The following is a 19,848-nucleotide window of genomic DNA, read 5'->3' on the forward strand; positions in this document are numbered from 1 at the left end:
TGAGCGGCGCTGCCAATCGGGGATTGCTTCGTGCCTCGCAATGACGGGAAAAAGATATATCATATCAGGGTAATCCATGAATCCCATAAATCATGGTTCAGACAAATAATGATACTAAGAGCAGATAATTTAGTTAAAAAATACAAGCAGCGCACCGTTGTTAACGATGTATCGTTTGATGTGGCGCAGGGCGAAATTGTTGGTTTGCTTGGGCCCAATGGCGCAGGCAAAACTACATCGTTTTATATGATAGTAGGTTTGATAAAACCTAACGAAGGCACTATCCACCTGGATAATCAGGATATAACCCAGGACCCGATGTACCGTCGCGCACAAAAAGGCATAGGTTACCTGGCGCAGGAAGCATCGGTGTTCAGGAAGCTTTCGGTTGAGGATAATATCAAGGCTGTACTGGAAATGGGAGATATGTCTAAAGAAAAGCAAAGAGATAAGCTGGAAGAGTTGATCGATGAATTCAGCTTACATAAGGTAAGGAAAAATAGGGGCGACCTGCTATCGGGTGGTGAACGGCGTCGTACGGAAATTGCCCGTGCTTTAGCTGCAGAACCTAATTTTATCCTGCTTGATGAGCCTTTTGCTGGTGTTGACCCGATTGCGGTTGAAGAGATTCAGGCGATGGTGGTTAAGTTACGTACCCGCAATATAGGTATCCTGATTACCGACCATAATGTACAGGAAACACTGTCAATAACCGACCGTGCCTACCTGCTTTTTGAAGGTAAAATATTAGAATCGGGCTTCCCCGAGGTATTGGCTGAGAATGAAATGGTGAGGAAAGTGTATCTTGGGTCGAACTTTGTGCTTAAACGAAAGGTTTTTCCTCAATAACAACCCTATGACCCTCTTTAACTCCGTATTTACCTGGTTCATGAAAAAGCGTATCCACCAGATAGAGCTTTTTATGAAATACCCGAATGAAGTGCAGGAAGAATGGTTTGAACAACTGGTTTCGGTTGCCGAAAATACGGAGTGGGGCAAAAAACATCATTATAAAAGTATCGAGAACCTGGGCCAGTTTAAGGAGCGGGTCCCTATACAAAACTACGATACCTTAAAGCCCTTTATTGAGCGGATGCTCAAGGGCGAAAAAAATGTGTTGTGGCCTTCGGAGATCCGCTGGTTTGCCAAATCATCGGGCACCACCAGCGACAGGAGCAAGTTTATCCCGGTAAGCGAGGAAGCACTTGAAGAATGCCACTTTAAAGGCGGCAAAGATTTGCTTACCATTTATTTTAATAACCAGCCTAACCCCCGCATGTTTACGGGAAAGATCTTAACGCTTGGCGGCAGCCACCAGATCAGTCAGCTAAGTCAGGATACTTCATTCGGTGATCTTTCGGCGGTGATCATGAAAAATCTGCCTTACTGGGCCGAGTTTCATCGCACACCGCATTTGGATATCGCTTTACTCGAAAATTTTGAGGAAAAGATAGAAAAGATAGCCCACGCTACCAAGGATGTGAACGTTACCAGTATCAGTGGTGTACCCACCTGGAACCTGGTGTTGTTTAAACGCATCCTGGAGATAACCGGCAAAAAGAACTTATTGGAAGTTTGGCCTAACCTGGAAATGTACTTTCATGGCGCGGTAAACTTTACACCTTACCGCGAGCAGTTTAAAAAACTGATTCCGAACGAGGAAATGTACTACCTCGAAAATTATAATGCATCTGAAGGCTTTTTTGGTATACAGGATACCAAAGAACCCGGCGATATGCTGCTGATGCTGGACTATGGTATTTTTTACGAGTTTTTACCACTGGAAAACCTGCACGACGAAAATCCTGCAACGCTAACGCTTGATGAGGTTGAGTTGAATAAAAATTACGCGCTTATTATTTCAACCAACGCCGGTTTATGGCGGTACATGATAGGGGATACCATTAAGTTTTCATCGCTTTCGCCATTCAGGATCCAGATCACTGGCAGGACAAAACATTTTATTAATGCCTTTGGCGAGGAGGTGATCATTGATAATGCCGAGCGTGCACTGGAGGAAGCTTGTACGCAAACGGGTGCTGTGATCAGGGAATATACTGCTGCGCCCGTCTATTTTAACGGCGATGACTGCGGTGCTCATGAATGGATCATTGAGTTTGAAAAGAGACCAGCCGAGTTTGAACGTTTTGTTGACCTGCTGGATGAAACCCTGCGCCGTATCAATTCAGACTATGACGCCAAACGTTTCAAAGACCTTGCCCTGCGCCGCCCGATAGTTCGTCGCGCGCCTGATGGCACTTTCTTTAACTGGATGCGGGAAAAGGGAAAGTTGGGAGGTCAGCATAAAGTACCACGCCTGGCAAATGACCGGGAGTATGTTGATGGTATTTTGAAGATGATGGAGCTGGTAGGGGTTCAGAGGCAGGACTACAAGAATTAAGAAGCAAGAAGAAAGGAATTAAAAAGATACGCCGACGCCTTGGTCTGACGGGGTAGCAGGCCGGAAGCCTTGGGATAGTTACTACTCGGTTGGAGCTGAGCGCTGGCGAAGAAAAAAATAGAATAAATAAGAAAAGCAGACGCTCGGCTCCAGCCGAGTGTCGACTATCAAGCGGCCTCCCGGCCGATCGAGCGGGTATATACAATTCAAAAATTAAAATCTATGTCATTGCGAGGAGCAGCCTGGACAGAAGCATTGGGGCGACGTGGCAATCTCGTCGTCATGCCCGTGAGATATGCAAAGCCGCTAAGCATAGCTACGAGATTGCCGCGCTATCGCTCGCAATGACATGTTTTTATTAAATGTCAGTTGTTATTGCGCTACACAAGCCTCCCAAATCTTCACTGCCTCCACAGCCTCTTTCACATCATGCGCCCTTAAAATATTCGCCCCTTTCATGAGCGCAATGGTATTCAAAACAGTAGTACCATTCAAAGCTTCAGCAGCAGTATTGCCCAACAAACCATAGATCATCCTTTTACGGGAGATGCCGGCAAGTATAGGCAAACCCAGCAGATCAAATTCATTCATACGGTTCATTAACGTATAGCTGTGTTCCGATTTTTTTGCAAATCCAAAGCCAGGGTCAAGGATTACATCATGAACGCCAAGGCGTTTGAGCTCGCTGTACTTAGCTACAAAATAATCAAACACTTCGCCAAATACATCATCATATTCGGCCAGTTGGTTCATGGTTTGCGGGGTGCCTTTCATATGCATCAGGATATAGGGCACATTTAAGCGGGCAACCGTACTAAACATATCAGTATCAAGCATACCACCCGAAATATCGTTGATGATATGTGCGCCGCCTTTAATAGCAGCTTCGGCAACACCGGCGCGGAAAGTATCTATCGACATAATAGCTTCCGGGAATTGGGCGGCAATGGCTTCAACAACAGGCAATAACCTGTCCGTTTCTTCCTGTGCCGAAATATCGACAGCTCCGGGGCGCGACGAATATGCGCCGATATCCAGAAATGTTGCACCATTGGCCAGCATTTTTTGTGCCTGAAGCAGGGCTTCATCAACGCCGGGTTTACGGCTATCAGCAAAAAACGAATCGGGGGTAATATTGATGATGCCCATCACCCCGGGCGATGAAAGATCTAACAATCGGCCACCTGCATTGATAGTAACTTTTTTACGGAAAAATGTATCTTTTACCACGGTTAGTTGGGTGTTGTAAAGTTTGAATGTGGTAAAGTTAATTAACTTTGTAAGCACGGGCTTCACAACCCTGCAACATTTAAACTTTACAACATTCAAACACATCATCTTTTGACTAATACAGCAGCAGAATACGAAGGCGTAATTAATATATGTAAAGGCCTTTTCATGAAAAAGACCCGCGACTACGGCACCGCATGGCGTATCCTCCGTCCGCAATCCATTACCGATCAGATTTTTATCAAAGCTCAACGCATCCGTACGCTTGAAGAGAAAAAAATATCCAAAGTGGGTGACGACATCACCGGCGAATACATCGGCATTGTTAACTATTGCGTAATAGCCATGATGCAGCTGGAATGCGGCCCGGAAATGTCGACCGAACTTAATCCGGATCATGTAAGCGAAATGTTTGATGCAAAGGTAAACGAGACCAAAGAGTTGATGTTTGCCAAAAATCATGATTACGGCGAAGCCTGGCGCGATATGCGGATCAGTTCATTGACCGATCTGATATTGATGAAACTGCTGCGTGTAAAACAGATAGAAGATAATCAGGGCCTTACCGAAGCATCAGAAGGCGTGAAAGCCAATTACCAGGATATGCTGAACTATGCCGTTTTTGCGCTGATTAAGCTCAATGTTCATCATAGTAAATAAAACGCTTTATTAATTATAAAACTTAAGTCCATCTGCCGGTTGGCGGAGGAGATTTAGAGGGGGCTTATGAAAAATACATCATCAAACAGTGCCGTTATATGGATTCCCCGCTTATTGGTGGGCTTACTGTTTATATTTTCGGGAGCGATCAAGGCTAATGACCCGCTTGGTTTTTCGTACAAGCTGGTTGAATATTTTGAGGTTTTTCATATTACCTTTCTTAACGGTCTGGCTCTCACCATGGCTATTGTGCTATGTGCACTTGAAATGCTGCTGGGTTTTGCCTTGCTTATAGGTGCACGGGCGGTTAAAGTAGCCTGGGGGTTGTTGTTGCTGATTATCTTTTTTGGCTTCTTAACTTTTTATTCGGCATTTTTTAAAGTGGTGCAAACCTGTGGTTGCTTTGGCGATGCTATTCCTTTAACGCCATGGCAGTCGTTCAGTAAGGATATGGTGCTGCTGGCTTTGGTGCTGATATTGTTTGTTAAGCGTAATCAGATCACTCCTTTGTTCAACGCAAAGGTTGGCGATAAATGGTTGATCTGTGCTGCCCTTGTTTCGGTAGGCTTTGGCGTATACACCTATAACTTTTCGCCGATTATTGATTTTCTGCCGTACAAAATAGGCGCTAACCTGCCCGATGAAATGAAAATTCCGCCGGGTGCCCCGCTTGATGAATTTGAGTTGACCTATCACCTTAAAAATAAAAAGACAGGCGCCACCAAGGTGATGAATGATAAAGAATATCTTAAATCCAATATCTGGAAAGATGCCGACTGGGAAGTTGTCGGCGATCCGGAAAATCGCCTGGTGAAAAAAGGATATGAGCCCAAAATCCGTGACCTGGCTATCCAGGATGCGCAACGGAACGATTATACCAAGGAGTTGCTTTCGAGCCCTTTTTATAGCCTGTTCATTGTCGCTTATGATTTGAGCGAGACGGATAAGGATGCCATCAATCGCTTAAACGCGCTGGCCATTAATCTTACTGATAATTATAACATCCGTACCATATTGCTTACGTCAAATTCGGCAGCCGACGCAACAGCTTTTGCAAAGGAACATAAATTGATCAGCGAGATCTTTTATGCTGATGGTGTTCCGCTGAAATCAATGGTGCGTTCTAACCCGGGAGTTTTGCTGATGAAGAATGGCACCGTGGTTAACAAATGGCATTATCATTCGGTACCTAAGTATGAGGACATCGTAAAACAATATTTGCAGAAACAATAAAATGATCCCCTACCTGCTTCGCAAATTAGTATACGGACTGGCAGTGATGCTGGGGGTAGTGGTTGTTGTTTTTTTTCTGTTCAATATCCTGCCTGTCGACCCGGCCCGTATGACCCAGGGCCAGCGTGCCGATGTGCAATCATTACAGGCAGTACGTAAAGAGTTCGGGCTGGATAAGCCGGTTCCTGTGCAGTTTGCCTATTACCTGAATGACCTTTCGCCTTTGGGTATCCATCTTAATACAGCTGACGAGCAACAGCGCTACGGCTATGTAAAACTGTTCCCGGTGAGCAAAAGTAAGGTGTTGGCGCTGAAATGGCCTTATCTGAGGCGTTCATACCAAACCCGCAAGGATGTGGCTTCATTGCTGATAGAGGTAATCCCTAATACATTAGTGCTTGCCGCCGCGGCCATGGTCTTCGCTATCATTATCGGCGTATTTTTAGGTGTGATGAGTGCGGTAAATAAAGATACCTGGATTGATAAGCTGGCGCTGAGTTTTTCAACGCTCGGTATTTCGGCCCCGTCTTTTTTTGCGGGGATCATCATTGCCTGGATCTTTGGCTTTGTGCTAAGCAATTACACACATTTAAATACGTCGGGCAGTTTGTATAGTTATGATCCTTTTAAAGGCGAAGTGATCACTCTTAAAAACCTTGTATTGCCGGTTATTACTTTGGGCTTACGGCCGTTGGCAATCATTGTGCAGCTTACCCGTAATGCTATGTTGGATGTATTAGGACAGGACTATATCCGTACAGCCAAGGCAAAGGGATTGAGTAACCGGACAATCATTTATCGCCATGCGCTAAAAAATGCTATGAACCCGGTTATTACCGCTATAGCCAACTGGTTTGCATCGCTGCTGGCAGGTTCATTTTTTGTGGAATACATTTTTGGTTACAACGGATTAGGCAAAGCTACTGTAGATGCGCTGGAAATGTCGGATTTTCCGGTGGTGATGGGCTCTATATTGTTTATCGCGTTTATATTTGTGGTGATCAGTATCCTGGTGGATGTAATTTATGTTTGGATTGATCCGCGGGTAAAATTAAGCTGAAGAAATTTTTATGAAATACTTTATTGTGGGCTTTATGGGCTGTGGTAAAACAACCTGGAGCCGCAAACTGGCCGCCAAATGGGGCTACGAATTTATTGATCTCGACCATGTGCTCGAGGCTAAAGCAGGCATGAGCATAGCCGAATATTTTTCATCGTTTGGCGAAGATGCCTTCCGTAAGCTGGAATCGCAGGTGCTGAAGGAAACTGATTATCATGAAAATACAGTGGTATCAACTGGTGGCGGTTTACCCTGCTTTTTTGACCATATGGATTGGATGAACGCCAATGGCAAAACCTTGTATATAAAATTATCGCCCAAAACACTTGCCGACCGGCTGGAGAACAGCAAAACTATTCGTCCGGTGTTGCAAGGCAAAAAGGGCGATGAACTGGTTGAATTTATAACCGGCAAACTGGCCGAGCGTGAAGGCTTTTACCTGCGGGCAAGTAATATTGTTGAAGGGATAGATATGTCGGTTGAGAAGCTGGAGGAGGCGCTGGGGGTATAGTTAATCTCCTCCATGTCATTGCGAGGAGCGACAGGATGGAGCGCTGGGGCGACGTGGCAATCTCGTAGCCATGCATAAATGCCTTGCAAGTACGCTCTGCATCCGACGAGATTGCCACGCTGCGCTCGCAATGACATGAGTTTTATATTTAGCTATCCTACCTCAAATAAACTGCATCCTCTTCTGCGTCTTCCTCTTCAAGTACTACGTCAACATGCTCTTTAATAACGGTTGAAAGGGCTACTCCTGCAAAATCTGTAGTAATAGGGAAACTTTTGTGATTGCGGTCAACCAAAACAGCGGTACGCAGCTTTTTCAACGGTACATCTAAAAATACACCAAAGCCATAGGCAAGTGTTTTGCCGCTGTTCAGCACGTCATCAACCAGTATCACTACTTTGTTGCTGCATTCTTCAACCTCAAAATCAATACTGGCGCTTAAGCTGCTGCTTTGTTTTTCAAGTTCGATGGTAAGTATGCGGCTTTTAAAAGGTGCAATGCCGTCAAGAATGGTTTTCAGGCGTTCGGCAATATGGTTTCCGCGCGGCAGTATGCCCGCTATCAGTATTTCATCCTCTTCAAAATTGTCCTCCAGTATCTGGTAGGCCATCCTGTCGAGCTTTTGCTGGATCTGTTGCTTATTTAATATGAGAAGCTTTTTATCAGGCATTTTTTTCGGCGTTATTTGGCGCTCCTTTTTAAAGAGCTTTTATGCGGTGGCAGGATCTAACCATAATAAGTTTAATCCATATTGCGTCTTCGGGAGAAGGGGCCGCACGTCTCAAATTTATATAAATAAAACTTACTTAGCGTAAGGGAAAAACACAAAGTTTGCGCCCTCGGGCACCACAACAAAAACGCACATATATTGATATGGGTCTTTGTAGCTATTAACAAAGCGTTCTTTCAATACAGGCTTTATAACGTCACGTTGTACAAACTCTTCCAGCGTAGAAGCATGAATGCTCCATTCGGAATTTAAGTCGTGGCGGTCAAGTATCAGTTCGCCCAAACTTAGTTCATGCTGATGGGCAATAAAAATAGGGTAAGACGAAAGACCTTCATTGATAATCTCTTCGGCTACCTCTTTAATTGATTCGTTAAAATATTTCAGGTCGCGCTCCAAACTTATCAGCGGACTATCAGCCGCCGGTTTGTTGCGTTCACTTCCTTCATTAAGCAGTTCTTCAGGGTTCATGACCGTTGATTTTTTTGATTCCGATGATTTCGTTGATTTTTTTTGCTTTGTGATTTCACCGATTATCAGATGATTACACCGATTTGTTTTTTGTGATTGTATTAATTCTTAAACGTCATAGCTATGAACTATTAGCCATGAACTAAGAACAACTAACCTCTTAACACCAGCAACACCACATTCTCCACGTGTTGTGTATGCGGGAACATATCTACCGGCTGGATCTTTACGGTATCGTATTTCTCCTTTAGTACCAGCAGGTCGCGGGCCTGGGTGGCGGCGTTGCAGCTTACGTAAACAATTTTAGGTGCTTCGATTTCCATAAGGCGGGCCACTACGTCCGGGTGCATGCCTGCACGCGGCGGATCGGTTATGATAACATCCGGTTTACCGTGTTCGGCCACGAAACCAGCTACCAGTACGTCTTTCATATCACCCGCGTAAAACTTGGTGTTGGTGATATTGTTGATGGCCGAGTTTACTTTGGCATCTTCAATTGCAGTTGGTACATATTCAACGCCCACAACCTCGCGCACGTGACCGGCAACAAAGTTGGCAATGGTACCGGCGCCGGTATAAAGGTCATATACCAGCTCATCGCCTTTAAATTCGGCAAAATCGCGGGTTATTTCATACAGGCGAAGTGCTTGTACCGAGTTAGTTTGGTAAAATGACTTAGGCCCTATACGGAACTTGATGCCATTCATTTCTTCGTGGATATATTCAGGTCCTTTAAAGGCTATAACATCCTGGTCAAAAATGGTATCGTTCTTTTTCTGGTTTACGATGTAAAGCAATGAGGTTATCTCCGGGAAACGGGCATCGACATGGCTCATCAGTTTATCGATCTCGTCTTGCTCAGCATAAGCAAAAACCACAATTACCATGATCTCGCCGGTTGATGAGGTACGCACAACCAAATTGCGGAGCATGCCGCTGTGATTACGCAGATCATAATAAGTATATCCCTGCTGTATAGTAAAATCGCGGATTTCATTACGCAGACTGTTGGATGGTTCGGCTTGTAAATAACAATGGTTTACATCCAGTATTTTATCAAAACGGCCGGGGATATGAAAACCCAGGGCATTCATGTTCAGGGTACCGTCTTCCTTGTTTTCGCCATCGTAAAGCCAGCGTTTGTTAGAGAAGGTAAACTCAAGTTTATTGCGGTAATACCTGTCGGCAGGAGAAGGGACGATTGGCATGATACCATCAACGTTGATCTTAGCTAAACGACTTAAGGCATCAACAACCGATTTTTGTTTGAATTTAAGCTGGGCCTCGTAAGTCATATGCTGCCATTTGCAGCCCCCGCAGGTGCCGAAGTGTTCGCAAAAAGCAGTTGTACGGTATTCAGAAGCTTGTTTTAACTCAGTGATCTTACCCTCGCCGAAGTTTTTTTTACTCCGGTACACTTGTACATCGGCAATATCGCCGGGTACGGCCTTATCCACAAAAAGAACAAAATCATCTGCTTTGCCTACGCCTTTGCCTTCTTCGGCAATATCAATGATCTGTACGTTCTCAAAAAACTTTGGTTTGTTAGCTTTACTCATCAGGCTGCAAAGTTAACCCTATTTATTTAATCCTGAAAATGGGAGGGAAGAAGCAAAAGAAAGCCGTTCGCCTTTTAAAGGCGTTACGATACTAAAGCAAGCTTTTTAAACAAATAAGCTTAGCAGATATTTAACCATATCGGTGGTATCGATATCTTCTATCTCAAATTGCTCATCAATCAGGTCTGAAAGTTCTGTTAGTTCGCGGCTCATAAACAAAAAATTACTATGCTAACATAGTAATTTTTAAACTAAAAACCAAATCGGTATAAGGTTTAATTGTAATCAGCAAAGATTTCTGAAACCGTTGCTGATTAGTGCAGGTGATAAATTAGTTTTTATCCCAGTTTATTTTGCGCGAAAAATACATCAATACTGCTATGATGATGAACAGGGCAATACTGCCAACCATTAAAGCAAGATCTTCCAACTGAATAATGACGAAGATGAACGCATAAAATACTGCTAAAATAAAAGCGAACAGTACCGCTGCCTTTCCGTTTTTTAATAAGGACGATATAAATACAGATATCAGCGCTATTGTTGATATAGAGGCAATCAGGTAAGCCATGTTATAACCAACCTGCTCCGAAAAGGATAGCAACAGGGTATAGTAAATAACCATAGCCGCGCCGATGAGTATGTAATTGAACATATGTATCGGCTGTTTGCGGATAATCTCAGTTAAAAACAAAGAGATAAAAGTGAGCAGGATAATAAATATGGCATATTTGCTGGTACGCATCGTTTTCTGGTACTGATCAACCGGGAGGCGAAGTTTTACGCCAAAGGTAGCATCCGCAAGTTTCTTGTCGTTATCCAATGTTCTTTGTGCACCTGCCCATTGCTGCGGAAAAGGCCTGTTATAGTACATCATCCGCCAGCCGGCGCTGAAGCCGCCGGTATCAACTTTAGCATCATCGGGCAGGTAATTGCCATCAAAGCTGGGGCTACTCCAGTTGCCATTTACCTGCACATCGGTAGTTTTGCCAAGTTGCAGAAAACTTAGTCCTTCACTGCCTTTTAAATCAAGTGTGTAATCAAAAGGTATTTCACTATCACTTACAGATGAAAGATCGACAGGGGCCTGCAAGCCATTCCCAAACACCGATTCAAACGAAGGTTCGACATTGAGGGTAGGATGATTTGTTTTTATAACCGGGTTGCTTTTTAAACCTTTCAGATCGCTCACACTAAACTCAAACCTGGCTTTGTTTAAAAGGAGCTGGTTTAAATTTATTCCCAGCGATGAAAGATTAAGTTTGGCAAAATTGCCGCTTACTTTTACCTGGGTATTATATACAGCCACATCAAAAATACCACGATGCCGCAGTTGTGTTTTAAGATCCGCCTTAATGTGCAGGTTATCGGGTAGTATGTACAGGTTTTCTATAGGTTCCTGCTTCGTGGTGTCGGTCATATTTATGCCTTTTTTATAGGGTATAACCAATACCGGGCCTTTGATGATCTGGCTGGCCGACCAGCTGTCTGATATTTCTTTGGTCGTTTTATCCTGTGTGCCGGCGCGTTCAGTTACAAGGTTTTGGATAAAGGCCGAAGGAATTAACAGCAAAAGCGCTAATACCCCAATAAAGACCAATTTAAAAGTTGCCGACTCCTTGAGCCAGCCTGTTGTTGTTTGTTTTGGAAATTGTTCCCCGATCATGATTGTTTAGATATAAAGTACTTTGTATTTCAAAGTTCATAATGAAAAATAAAGGCTTTTGCTAAGCCCAGGACAAATATAACATAAAGTACTTTGTATTTCAAAGTATATGTTCTGTTTTTTATTTGCAAATCGCAATGTCAATAATGTTGGGTTATCATTTTTTGATAGTTTTATACCTGATGAAGAAGACCGATGAATATATGCTGAACCGAATTAAATGGAAAGCTGGCAGGCATGGGATTTATAAAAGATCAAACGGATACACATTTTTCTTCGATGAGCTTCCTGAATCAATAAAAGGGCACTTAAAAACGGATCTTAAAGAATATTTAAGTGGCATTCCCGTAATTTTCTTTTCTAAACCATCAAATCAATGGACTTTGCTTTGCACCAAATGTGTTGTCGGGTATTCGGGTGAAAGAGTGTTCTGTATTGATTTTGAGGATATATTTGAGATTGAAACCTATCCGTTTTGGATAACAAAGAAGAGTAAATTAGATTGGGATGAATTGACAATATCAGATAAAAAAAGCAACAGGTATGTGTTTCATACCTACGATGGTTATGACCATAATTTGTTGCATAATATTTTATTAATGTGCTGCCAATTAGTTGCCTAAACCGAAACTGCAGCCTTAACCAAATAAGGCAAAATCTCTTTCTGGAAAGAAACGAAATTTTTCCGCACGTCCGAATCACTTACCGAGGTAAAGGCGAAGCTGAACACGATGCTTTTGCTGCACTTGATCAGGAAGCGTAAGCGTTGCTGGTAAGTTTCATGCTTGCGGATGCCCGGTAACTGGATAAACGATGCCATTAGCAATTCTTCCAGCTCGTTGGAGAGGTTTTTTAAAAAATCCTGTGAATTGGTTGATTCGCGGATAAAGTCCCAACCGATAAACTCGTTACAAACGGTGTAGGAGAGGCGGCAGGTTTTCATGATGAGGTTGTTGAGATAAGCCTCTTCATCAATATCGTTTGAATTGACTTGTACCAGGTCATCAACACTGGCTTTGATGTAATCCATCAGCAGCACGTGTAACACGGCCTCTTTGCTGTCGAAGTATTTATAAATAGTTGCCTTGGCAATTTTAGCCTTTTTGGCAATTTCATTAACACTGGTTTTATGGTACCCGAATTTGCGGAAAAGTTCCTGTGCCGCCCGCTTAATACTATCTTTTATTTTATCGGCTTCCATTAATTAGTTACTTGAATTTCAAACTGGGTAACGGCTACCCTATATGATCTTAATGCCTTTGTTGCCGGGGCTTTTACCGGTGTGCCATCTTCAAGGCTAAACTTTGAGCCGCTGCAGGGGTCGGTTACTGTAAAGCCCGTATTATCAATTGTTACCGCACATTTTTTTTCAGGCTGATAGCTGCTACACCTGTCGTAAGCTGCATAAGTGCCATTCACTTTACGGTAAATGATTAATCCGGCCACACCATAACCATTAATCGCAACTGCACCGCCCGAAACATTTAATGGGCTCAATGCCGGTGTACCCAATGCAGCCTGGAAATTTACAGGTACACTTGGTACGTTATCAGTTGATTTTCCGCACGAAAAACAACTGATAGCCACCAATAATATTATAGCGAGTTTCCTCATAACATTTCTGTTTGGAACTGTTTAAGGAAACGTACGTCGTTCTCTGAGAACAGGCGCAGATCGCGGATCACATATTTTAGGTTAGCGATACGTTCCATACCCATACCAAATGCAAAGCCTGTATATTTTTTGCTGTCGATACCGCAGTTTTCTAAAACGTTAGGGTCAACCATGCCGCAGCCTAAAATTTCTACCCAGCCGCTGTGCTTACACATGTTACAACCGGCACCACCGCAAATGGTACATGAAATATCCATCTCGGCTGATGGCTCTGTGAATGGGAAATATGACGGACGGAAACGCACCCTCGTTCCTTCGCCGTAAAGTTCCTGAACGAAGTGATAAAGCGTCTGTTTTAGGTCAGAGAACGAAACATTTTCGTCAACATATAAACCTTCAACCTGGTGGAAGAAGCAATGTGCACGGGCCGAAATTGCCTCGTTACGGTAAACCCTGCCTGGCATAATAGCGCGGAACGGTGGTTTGCCAGCTTCCATCATTCGTACCTGAACCGATGAGGTATGGGTACGCAGGGCGATATCATCTTTACCGTTATTCTTTTTAATGAAGAAGGTATCTTGCATGTCACGGGCCGGGTGCTCATCAGGGAAGTTCAGGGCCGAGAAGTTATGCCAGTCGTCTTCAATTTCCGGGCCTTCAGCAACAACGAACCCCAGGCGCTTAAAAATATCGATGATCTCGTTACGAACCAATGATAGCGGGTGGCGTGAGCCAACAGTGAAACCATCGCCGGGTAAAGTAAGGTCAAGATCGTTGCCTTTGCTTTGCGTGCCTGTGCCAATGTTTTCCTTTAGCTCGTTATATTTAGCTTCGGCCAGTTGTTTAAACTCGTTAAGTACTTTGCCAAAGGTGCGTTTCTCTTCCGGGCTAACACTTTTAAACTGCTCAAAAAGGTCTTTAATAATACCCTTGGTGCCTAAAAATTTAATACGGAACGCTTCCAGTTCGTCGGCATTGGCTGGCGAAAAGGCATTGATCTCGGCGGTATATTGGTCTATCTGAGCTTGCATTATAATGTATTTAAAAATTGTTCGGCTGTTAAAACCGGTATTGTTGAGTTTTTATAGTCTTTTATATTTCGGGTGATGATGGCATCACAATTATGTTTTTGGGCGATGTGAAATTGAATGGCGTCTTCAAAATCGGTGATATCACTTGATATTGCTGTCTCTATTGCATCAAATTCAAAAGGCAAAACTTTTGCAGAATTAAACAGATTCTTTAAATTTTCCTTGGCTTTCAATATTCCAACCTGTTTCCTCAATACGTAAACTATGTTCGCTATCACCAATGAGGAAGTTCGTAATTCGATATTCTCTTTTATGCACTCAATTAGCAGGATTTGAGTGTGAAAGAAAAAGGGCTCTCTTTTTAGAAACATGTCCAGTAAAACATCGCTATCCAGAAAGAGACGTTTATATGCCATATTTCTCTTTGAAATATTCGTGTTTCATATCATCGTAACTCATATCCGGATTAGGATCTTTCACTATACCCGTAAGTTGCGTTATCCATTCAGGTATTTCCACATTTTTATACTTCTCTTTTATTGGATCGTCCTTTTTTTCCTGCTCTGCTATGCCATCAAGAAATTCCTGCACCAGTTTGGATACACTTGTATGCTGCCGTTTTGCATACTCCTTAACAAGAGACAGAGAATCGGCCTTGACACTCAAGGTTAGTTTTGTACTTTCCATAAAAAAGCATTATCAAATGCAAATATAAAAAAACTAAGCAGCTTATTTAAGCACTCCCAGCTCCTTACCAACCTTGGTAAATGCTGCAATAGCTTTATCCAAATGGTGCATATCATGTGCTGCTGAGATCTGTACCCTGATCCTGGCTTTGCCTTGCGGAACTACAGGGTAGTAAAAACCTATCACATAAATACCTTCCTCAAGCATTTTTGCAGCAAACTCCTGGGCCAGCTTGGCATCATACAACATCACTGGGACTATAGGATGCACGCCAGGTCTAATGTCAAAACCTGCTTCGGTCATTTTTTTACGGAAATATTGCGTATTGGTTTCCAGTTTATCGCGCAGTTCGGTGGTTTCGCTCAGCATATCCAGTACAGCTATTGATGCTCCTGTAATGGCTGGTGCTAACGTATTCGAGAATAAATACGGACGCGAGCGCTGGCGCAGCATATCAATGATCTCTTTACGGCCAGATGTAAAACCGCCCGACGCGCCACCCAAAGCTTTGCCCAATGTACCGGTAATGATATCAATCCTGCCCATTACATTATGGTGTTCATGCGTACCACGACCGTTTTTGCCCATAAAGCCAGAGCAATGGCTTTCGTCGATCATAACAAGCGCATTATACTTATCAGCCAGGTCACAGATCTTATCCAACTGTGCAATAGTACCGTCCATACTGAAAGCACCATCGGTTACAATAATGCGGTGACGTAATTCCTGTGTAGCTTTTAATTTTTCTTCCAGGTCGGCCATGTCATCGTGCTTGTAACGGTAACGCTGGGCTTTGCACAGGCGTACACCGTCAATGATTGAGGCATGGTTCAGTTCGTCAGAAATTATGGCATCCTGATCATTAAATAAAGGTTCAAACACGCCGCCGTTGGCATCAAAAGCCGCAGCATAAAGGATGGTATCTTCAGTGCCTAAAAAATCGGCTATCTTTTTTTCAAGTTCTTTATGAATATCCTGTGTACCACAGATAAAGCGTACAGACGATAAGCCATAGCCATGGGTATCCATAGCAGCTTTGGCAGCTTCAATCACTTTGGCATTGCCCGATAGGCCCAGGTAGTTATTAGCGCAAAAGTTAATTACTTCGGCACCGCTTTGTACCGTAATATCGGCACCTTGAGGCGAAGTAATGATCCGTTCTTTTTTGTATAACCCGGCATTTTCAATTTCGGTTAGTTCCTGCTGTAAAACCGGCTTTAGTGTGTTGTACATAGCGTGCGTGTTTTAAAGGGTACAAAATTAAGCATTCGCAATCTTTTTGTTGGGTTTATTAAACCTTAAATAATTATTAAGTGAATAATAAAACATTTTTAAGCCCTAAAGCATTACACATAAGTAACATATGAGAAAATATATACTGCTATTAATCACTGCATTCAGCATAATAACGGCTTCTGCACAGCAATCACTTTTAACAGGGAAGATCACCGATAAAAACGGACAGGCTATCCCATTTGTTTCTATTTATATCCGTAATTCAACCTATGGTACCACCGCTAACGAGAACGGCATCTATCAGCTTAAGCTTAACCCGGGTACTTATAATGTAATTTACCGGTATGTTGGTTATACCGAAAAAATTGAAGAGGTTACCGTAACAGATCACGACCAGGAACATAATGTACAAATGGCCGATGAGGTATTTGCCACCGATAGGGTAGCCGAAACTTATCGCAAAAATCGTGACGCTGCTGATACTATTATGAAGCAAGTGCTAAAAAAGCGGAAATATTACATAGAAGAGGCCGCTTCATACTCATGCGCGGTTTATATCAAAGGTGTACAAAAGTTACTGAGCGTACCTAAATCACTGCTGGGGCAGGAGGTAAGGAAAACACTCGATCTGGATACAAACGGTCGTGGTATCCTCTATCAATCCGAATCATTGTCTGAATACAATTTTCAGAAACCTAATAACGTGCGCGAAATTACTATTGCCAACCGCATGGCGGGCCAGAACACGGCATTTGGCTATAAAAAAGCATCCGACTTGCAGGCCAATTTTTATCAGAATGTATTTATCATAAACGGATTGGCAACAAGGGGCTTCGTATCGCCGGTTGCGTCATATGGTCCCAGGTTTTATAATTATAAATTGCTGGGAACCTCTGTTGAGAACGGGCATACTATTCATAAGATCCACGTAACCCCTAAACGCGGGCATGGCCAGTATTTTCAGGGGGATATTTATGTTGTTGACGGCGACTGGCGAATTTATAGCGTTGACCTGTTTGTTGAAAATAAAACAAGTAACCTCAACCTGGTTGATACTTTGAAGATCAGGCAGCAATATGTAGCTATTACCGATAGCGTATGGATGCCGGCATCAACCCAATACAGCTTTAAGGGGGCCGTTTTTGGATTTAAATTTGGTGGATATTATGCTGCTGTTTATAATAATTATAAAATCAACCCAACTTTTCCCGATAACTTTTTTACCGGTGAGATCCTCAAAATTGACACCGTAGCCAACAGCAAAAAGCCGGGCTACTGGGCCGATGCAAGACCGATACCCCTAACTGCGTTTGAAGATCGTGATTACAAAAAGAAGGATGCTTTTGAAGAATACAAAAAGACGGATACCTACCTGGATTCGCTTCAGCATCATAAAAATCATATTAACTATCCTGGTTACCTGATTTTTGGCTATGCGGCCAGCAATAAAAGCGCAAAGGATTCATTATATATCTTCCCGTTTATACAAACCTTTTATTATAATACGGTTGAGGGTTTCGGCATTAACGCCAAGGTGAGTTATATCCGCACCATTGATGATTTTCATTCATTGACAATTACACCGGCCTTACGTTATGGTTTCTCCAATAAGATCTTTAGTGCCAACATGGGCATCGACTATAAGAATGACCCTTTCCATAATGCTAAGTTTTATGCCGATTTTGGGAGCGATGTGCTCGACCTTAATAATGTTGGTACGCGTTCATTGTATTTCAATACGCTGAGTACGCTTTTGAGCGAAAATAACTACGTTAAATATTACCGAAGCCACTATGGCGATTTTGGTTATCAGCGCGAAGTGTTAAATGGCGTGTTTTTAAAAGGGGGGCTTTCTTATTCCAGCCGTTCACAGTTGTATAATACATCTTTCAGTAAGATAAAGGATATTAAAGATCGCCAGTTTACATCAAATAATCCATTAGCTCCGCCGGGTACCCCGGCCGATGATCATTCCTTCCTGTTTCCGGATAACCAGGCATTGGTGTTTAACGCGTCGGCCACGTTTACTTTTGATCAGCGGTACGAAACCAGGCCTACAGGTAAGTTCAACCTGCCTTCAAAATATCCAACCTTAACTGTAAACTACCGCAAAGGATTTAAAAACATCATTGGTTCGGATGTAGATTATGATTTTGCCTCTGTCGACCTTTCGCAGGACCATATCCGTGTAGGACTTTCCGGCTATTCATCATTCAAAGTATCAGGCGGCGGATTTTTTAATAACAATACGCTGTATTACATGGATTATAACCACTTTTTAGGTAACCAGGGTACCACTTTCGATCCTACCTATGTGGGCAGCTTCCACTTCCTGCCGTTTTATACCTACAGCACCAACGGTGCATTTTTAGAAGCACATTATCAGCATAACTTTGCAGGTTCGTTATTTAACCGCATCCCGCTGTTAAGAAAATGGAAACTCGAAGAAATCATTGGCGCCAACTATCTCACCACAAAAAACAACCGCAATTACCGCGAGTTTTATGTAGGCGTGCAGCGCCTCATTTTCCGGGTTGATTATGGTATATCATATGCCGGCGATAAAAAATACATCCAGGGCTTCAGGATCTTTTATGGGATAAGATAATTTGGGAGGATGAGTGGTTGATTAGGTGAATGGTTGATTGGGTTTGATATTTTTAGATCTGCAACCACTCACCTAATCAACCATTCAACTATTCACTAAAAATTCTTAAATTTGCGCCGCTCATTTAACACTGTTTGCAGCAGTATCAATGATTTTATGGAAATGTATAATACCCTACTATATTATTGTTATTCAACAATAGCTAATGCGGAGCAATTTGCTGCCGATCATTTAAAATTTTGTAAAAGCTTAGGTTTAACTGGCCGCATTATCGTGGCCGACGAAGGGCTAAACGGCACCGTTTCGGGTTCTGTTGAGGCCTGCAAAACCTATATGGATACCGTACATGCCGACGAACGTTTCGCCAAAACCGAGTTTAAAATTGATGAGGTAGATACGCCATCATTTGTTAAAATGCATGTGCGTTATAAATCAGAGATCGTACACTCTGGCCTGCGTGATCCTAATGTCATCGACCCAAAACAAAAAACCGGCAAACACCTGGAGCCAAAAGAATTTTTGGCCATGAAAGACAGGGATGATGTTGTTGTATTGGACGTTCGTTCAAACTACGAGCACTCATTAGGCAAGTTCAAAAACGCGGTAACGCTTGATATCGATAATTTCCGTGACTTTCCGGACATGATCAATCAGCTGGCACAATATAAGGATAAAAAGATCCTGACTTATTGCACCGGCGGTATCAAATGCGAAAAAGCATCTGCCTTGTTGTTGCATGAAGGTTTTCCTGAAGTGTATCAGTTGCACGGCGGTATCATTAAATATGGTAAGGAAGCCGGTGGTGAGGATTTTGAGGGCAAATGCTATGTGTTTGATAACCGCCTTTCGGTTGATGTGAATAGCGTGAACCCGGTTGTTATATCAACCTGTTTAAATTGCGGCAAAACCACACCAAAAATGATCAATTGCGCCAATCCTGAGTGTAATGAGCATTTTACCCAGTGCGACGAATGCGGAACTGCTATGGATGGCTGCTGTAGCGATGCTTGTAAAGAGCATCCACGCAAACGTGTTTATGATGGCACCGGTTACTATGTAAAAGTGCCACAACCGGTAAATGTGAGTAAAAACAAATTGCAGCCAATAGTTTAATAGCTGTGGCAGCAAAAATTATATAAGGCTTACCCTAAGGG

The 19,848-nt window shown here is 42.9% G+C and carries 20 protein-coding genes; 9 read left to right on the plus strand and 11 right to left on the minus strand.

Annotation, left to right across the window (positions count from 1 at the left end; translation table 11 throughout):
- Positions 1–108: 108 nt before the first annotated feature.
- Both lptB and BMX50_RS30770 read left to right on the plus strand, forming a co-directional pair.
- Positions 109–849 carry an LPS export ABC transporter ATP-binding protein gene (gene lptB / locus BMX50_RS30765; protein WP_091220455.1) on the plus strand — a complete coding sequence of 247 codons (741 nt, stop codon included), beginning with the start codon at positions 109–111 and terminating at the stop codon, positions 847–849.
- A 7-nt stretch (positions 850–856) separates the two neighbouring features.
- Positions 857–2,401 carry a GH3 auxin-responsive promoter family protein gene (locus tag BMX50_RS30770; protein ID WP_091220456.1) on the plus strand — a complete coding sequence of 515 codons (1,545 nt, stop codon included), beginning with the start codon at positions 857–859 and terminating at the stop codon, positions 2,399–2,401.
- Positions 2,402–2,773: 372 nt separating this feature from the next.
- On the opposite strand, the gene folP is transcribed toward BMX50_RS30770, so the two are convergent.
- Positions 2,774–3,631, minus strand: a complete 858-nt coding sequence (gene folP / locus BMX50_RS30775) for a dihydropteroate synthase (RefSeq protein ID WP_091220555.1) — start codon at positions 3,629–3,631, stop codon at positions 2,774–2,776.
- 168 nt (positions 3,632–3,799) lie between these two features.
- On the opposite strand from folP, the gene BMX50_RS30780 reads away from it, so the two are divergent.
- The 4 genes from BMX50_RS30780 to BMX50_RS30795 all read left to right on the plus strand — a co-directional run bounded on the left by BMX50_RS30780 (position 3,800) and on the right by BMX50_RS30795 (position 7,095).
- Positions 3,800–4,291, plus strand: a complete 492-nt coding sequence (locus BMX50_RS30780; RefSeq protein ID WP_091220556.1) for a DUF1599 domain-containing protein — start codon at positions 3,800–3,802, stop codon at positions 4,289–4,291.
- Between the two features lie 66 nt (positions 4,292–4,357).
- Positions 4,358–5,524, plus strand: a complete 1,167-nt coding sequence (locus tag BMX50_RS30785; protein ID WP_091220458.1) for a BT_3928 family protein — start codon at positions 4,358–4,360, stop codon at positions 5,522–5,524.
- A 1-nt stretch (position 5,525) separates the two neighbouring features.
- Positions 5,526–6,584 carry an ABC transporter permease gene (locus tag BMX50_RS30790; protein WP_091220460.1) on the plus strand — a complete coding sequence of 353 codons (1,059 nt, stop codon included), beginning with the start codon at positions 5,526–5,528 and terminating at the stop codon, positions 6,582–6,584.
- A 10-nt stretch (positions 6,585–6,594) separates the two neighbouring features.
- The gene (locus BMX50_RS30795; protein ID WP_091220463.1) at positions 6,595–7,095 is read left to right on the plus strand and encodes a shikimate kinase; all 501 of its coding nucleotides are present in this window, start codon (positions 6,595–6,597) and stop codon (positions 7,093–7,095) included.
- Positions 7,096–7,252: 157 nt separating this feature from the next.
- On the opposite strand, the gene BMX50_RS30800 is transcribed toward BMX50_RS30795, so the two are convergent.
- The 4 genes from BMX50_RS30800 to creD form a co-directional block, all read right to left on the minus strand.
- Positions 7,253–7,765, minus strand: coding sequence for a phosphoribosyltransferase family protein (locus tag BMX50_RS30800; protein ID WP_091220466.1), 513 nt, complete (start codon positions 7,763–7,765; stop codon positions 7,253–7,255).
- Positions 7,766–7,897: 132 nt separating this feature from the next.
- Positions 7,898–8,293 carry a hypothetical protein gene (locus tag BMX50_RS30805; RefSeq protein WP_091220469.1) on the minus strand — a complete coding sequence of 132 codons (396 nt, stop codon included), beginning with the start codon at positions 8,291–8,293 and terminating at the stop codon, positions 7,898–7,900.
- Between the two features lie 152 nt (positions 8,294–8,445).
- A complete protein-coding gene (gene rlmD, locus BMX50_RS30810; RefSeq protein ID WP_091220471.1) occupies positions 8,446–9,852 on the minus strand; it encodes a 23S rRNA (uracil(1939)-C(5))-methyltransferase RlmD in 1,407 nt (468 codons plus the stop codon).
- Between the two features lie 331 nt (positions 9,853–10,183).
- Complete coding sequence (gene creD / locus BMX50_RS30815) at positions 10,184–11,518, minus strand: cell envelope integrity protein CreD (protein ID WP_091220473.1); 1,335 nt, start codon at positions 11,516–11,518, stop codon at positions 10,184–10,186.
- Positions 11,519–11,700: 182 nt separating this feature from the next.
- On the opposite strand from creD, the gene BMX50_RS30820 reads away from it, so the two are divergent.
- Positions 11,701–12,141: a hypothetical protein gene (locus tag BMX50_RS30820; protein WP_143065303.1), complete on the plus strand. Its 441-nt coding sequence runs from the start codon at positions 11,701–11,703 to the stop codon at positions 12,139–12,141.
- On the opposite strand, the gene BMX50_RS30825 is transcribed toward BMX50_RS30820, so the two are convergent.
- Genes BMX50_RS30825 through kbl form a run of 6 tightly spaced genes read right to left on the minus strand, consistent with a single transcriptional unit; the run spans position 12,138 to position 16,083 of the window.
- Positions 12,138–12,719 (minus strand): TetR/AcrR family transcriptional regulator, encoded by a 582-nt coding sequence (locus BMX50_RS30825; protein WP_091220479.1) that lies wholly within the window; start codon positions 12,717–12,719, stop codon positions 12,138–12,140. The genes BMX50_RS30820 and BMX50_RS30825 overlap by 4 nt on opposite strands.
- A complete protein-coding gene (locus BMX50_RS30830) occupies positions 12,719–13,132 on the minus strand; it encodes a Rieske (2Fe-2S) protein (protein WP_091220480.1) in 414 nt (137 codons plus the stop codon). Before BMX50_RS30830 ends, BMX50_RS30825 begins: the two co-directional genes overlap by 1 nt.
- Positions 13,129–14,163 carry a phenylalanine--tRNA ligase subunit alpha gene (gene pheS / locus BMX50_RS30835; RefSeq protein WP_176622300.1) on the minus strand — a complete coding sequence of 345 codons (1,035 nt, stop codon included), beginning with the start codon at positions 14,161–14,163 and terminating at the stop codon, positions 13,129–13,131. The genes BMX50_RS30830 and pheS overlap by 4 nt, the downstream gene beginning before the upstream one ends.
- A complete protein-coding gene (locus BMX50_RS30840) occupies positions 14,163–14,579 on the minus strand; it encodes a type II toxin-antitoxin system VapC family toxin (RefSeq protein WP_091220482.1) in 417 nt (138 codons plus the stop codon). Before BMX50_RS30840 ends, pheS begins: the two co-directional genes overlap by 1 nt.
- Positions 14,569–14,850: a DUF6364 family protein gene (locus BMX50_RS30845; RefSeq protein ID WP_091220483.1), complete on the minus strand. Its 282-nt coding sequence runs from the start codon at positions 14,848–14,850 to the stop codon at positions 14,569–14,571. The genes BMX50_RS30840 and BMX50_RS30845 overlap by 11 nt, the downstream gene beginning before the upstream one ends.
- Before the next feature lie 42 nt (positions 14,851–14,892).
- On the minus strand, positions 14,893–16,083 hold the full coding sequence (kbl, locus tag BMX50_RS30850) for a glycine C-acetyltransferase (protein WP_091220485.1): 1,191 nt from the start codon (positions 16,081–16,083) through the stop codon (positions 14,893–14,895).
- Positions 16,084–16,213: 130 nt separating this feature from the next.
- Between kbl and BMX50_RS30855 the strand changes: the two genes are divergently transcribed.
- Both BMX50_RS30855 and trhO read left to right on the plus strand, forming a co-directional pair.
- Positions 16,214–18,694 carry a DUF5686 and carboxypeptidase regulatory-like domain-containing protein gene (locus BMX50_RS30855; protein ID WP_091220487.1) on the plus strand — a complete coding sequence of 827 codons (2,481 nt, stop codon included), beginning with the start codon at positions 16,214–16,216 and terminating at the stop codon, positions 18,692–18,694.
- Between the two features lie 156 nt (positions 18,695–18,850).
- Positions 18,851–19,807: an oxygen-dependent tRNA uridine(34) hydroxylase TrhO gene (gene trhO / locus BMX50_RS30860; protein ID WP_091220489.1), complete on the plus strand. Its 957-nt coding sequence runs from the start codon at positions 18,851–18,853 to the stop codon at positions 19,805–19,807.
- Positions 19,808–19,848 lie beyond the last annotated feature (41 nt).

Origin of the sequence: Mucilaginibacter gossypiicola (assembly GCF_900110105.1) — a bacterium.
Classification (GTDB): Bacteria; Bacteroidota; Bacteroidia; order Sphingobacteriales; family Sphingobacteriaceae; genus Mucilaginibacter; species Mucilaginibacter gossypiicola.

What these genes read in the sequence shown, in the direction of transcription:
- lptB (WP_091220455.1), top strand. Translation starts at nt 109, where the DNA reads ATGATACTAAGAGCAGATAATTTAGTTAAAAAATACAAGCAGCGCACC.
- BMX50_RS30770 (WP_091220456.1), top strand. Translation starts at nt 857, where the DNA reads ATGACCCTCTTTAACTCCGTATTTACCTGGTTCATGAAAAAGCGTATC.
- BMX50_RS30780 (WP_091220556.1), top strand. Translation starts at nt 3,800, where the DNA reads ATGAAAAAGACCCGCGACTACGGCACCGCATGGCGTATCCTCCGTCCG.
- BMX50_RS30785 (WP_091220458.1), top strand. Translation starts at nt 4,358, where the DNA reads ATGAAAAATACATCATCAAACAGTGCCGTTATATGGATTCCCCGCTTA.
- BMX50_RS30790 (WP_091220460.1), top strand. Translation starts at nt 5,526, where the DNA reads ATGATCCCCTACCTGCTTCGCAAATTAGTATACGGACTGGCAGTGATG.
- BMX50_RS30795 (WP_091220463.1), top strand. Translation starts at nt 6,595, where the DNA reads ATGAAATACTTTATTGTGGGCTTTATGGGCTGTGGTAAAACAACCTGG.
- BMX50_RS30800 (WP_091220466.1), bottom strand. Translation starts at nt 7,765, where the DNA reads ATGCCTGATAAAAAGCTTCTCATATTAAATAAGCAACAGATCCAGCAA.
- BMX50_RS30805 (WP_091220469.1), bottom strand. Translation starts at nt 8,293, where the DNA reads ATGAACCCTGAAGAACTGCTTAATGAAGGAAGTGAACGCAACAAACCG.
- rlmD (WP_091220471.1), bottom strand. Translation starts at nt 9,852, where the DNA reads ATGAGTAAAGCTAACAAACCAAAGTTTTTTGAGAACGTACAGATCATT.
- creD (WP_091220473.1), bottom strand. Translation starts at nt 11,518, where the DNA reads ATGATCGGGGAACAATTTCCAAAACAAACAACAACAGGCTGGCTCAAG.
- BMX50_RS30820 (WP_143065303.1), top strand. Translation starts at nt 11,701, where the DNA reads ATGAAGAAGACCGATGAATATATGCTGAACCGAATTAAATGGAAAGCT.
- BMX50_RS30825 (WP_091220479.1), bottom strand. Translation starts at nt 12,719, where the DNA reads ATGGAAGCCGATAAAATAAAAGATAGTATTAAGCGGGCGGCACAGGAA.
- BMX50_RS30830 (WP_091220480.1), bottom strand. Translation starts at nt 13,132, where the DNA reads ATGAGGAAACTCGCTATAATATTATTGGTGGCTATCAGTTGTTTTTCG.
- pheS (WP_176622300.1), bottom strand. Translation starts at nt 14,163, where the DNA reads ATGCAAGCTCAGATAGACCAATATACCGCCGAGATCAATGCCTTTTCG.
- BMX50_RS30840 (WP_091220482.1), bottom strand. Translation starts at nt 14,579, where the DNA reads ATGGCATATAAACGTCTCTTTCTGGATAGCGATGTTTTACTGGACATG.
- BMX50_RS30845 (WP_091220483.1), bottom strand. Translation starts at nt 14,850, where the DNA reads ATGGAAAGTACAAAACTAACCTTGAGTGTCAAGGCCGATTCTCTGTCT.
- kbl (WP_091220485.1), bottom strand. Translation starts at nt 16,083, where the DNA reads ATGTACAACACACTAAAGCCGGTTTTACAGCAGGAACTAACCGAAATT.
- BMX50_RS30855 (WP_091220487.1), top strand. Translation starts at nt 16,214, where the DNA reads ATGAGAAAATATATACTGCTATTAATCACTGCATTCAGCATAATAACG.
- trhO (WP_091220489.1), top strand. Translation starts at nt 18,851, where the DNA reads ATGGAAATGTATAATACCCTACTATATTATTGTTATTCAACAATAGCT.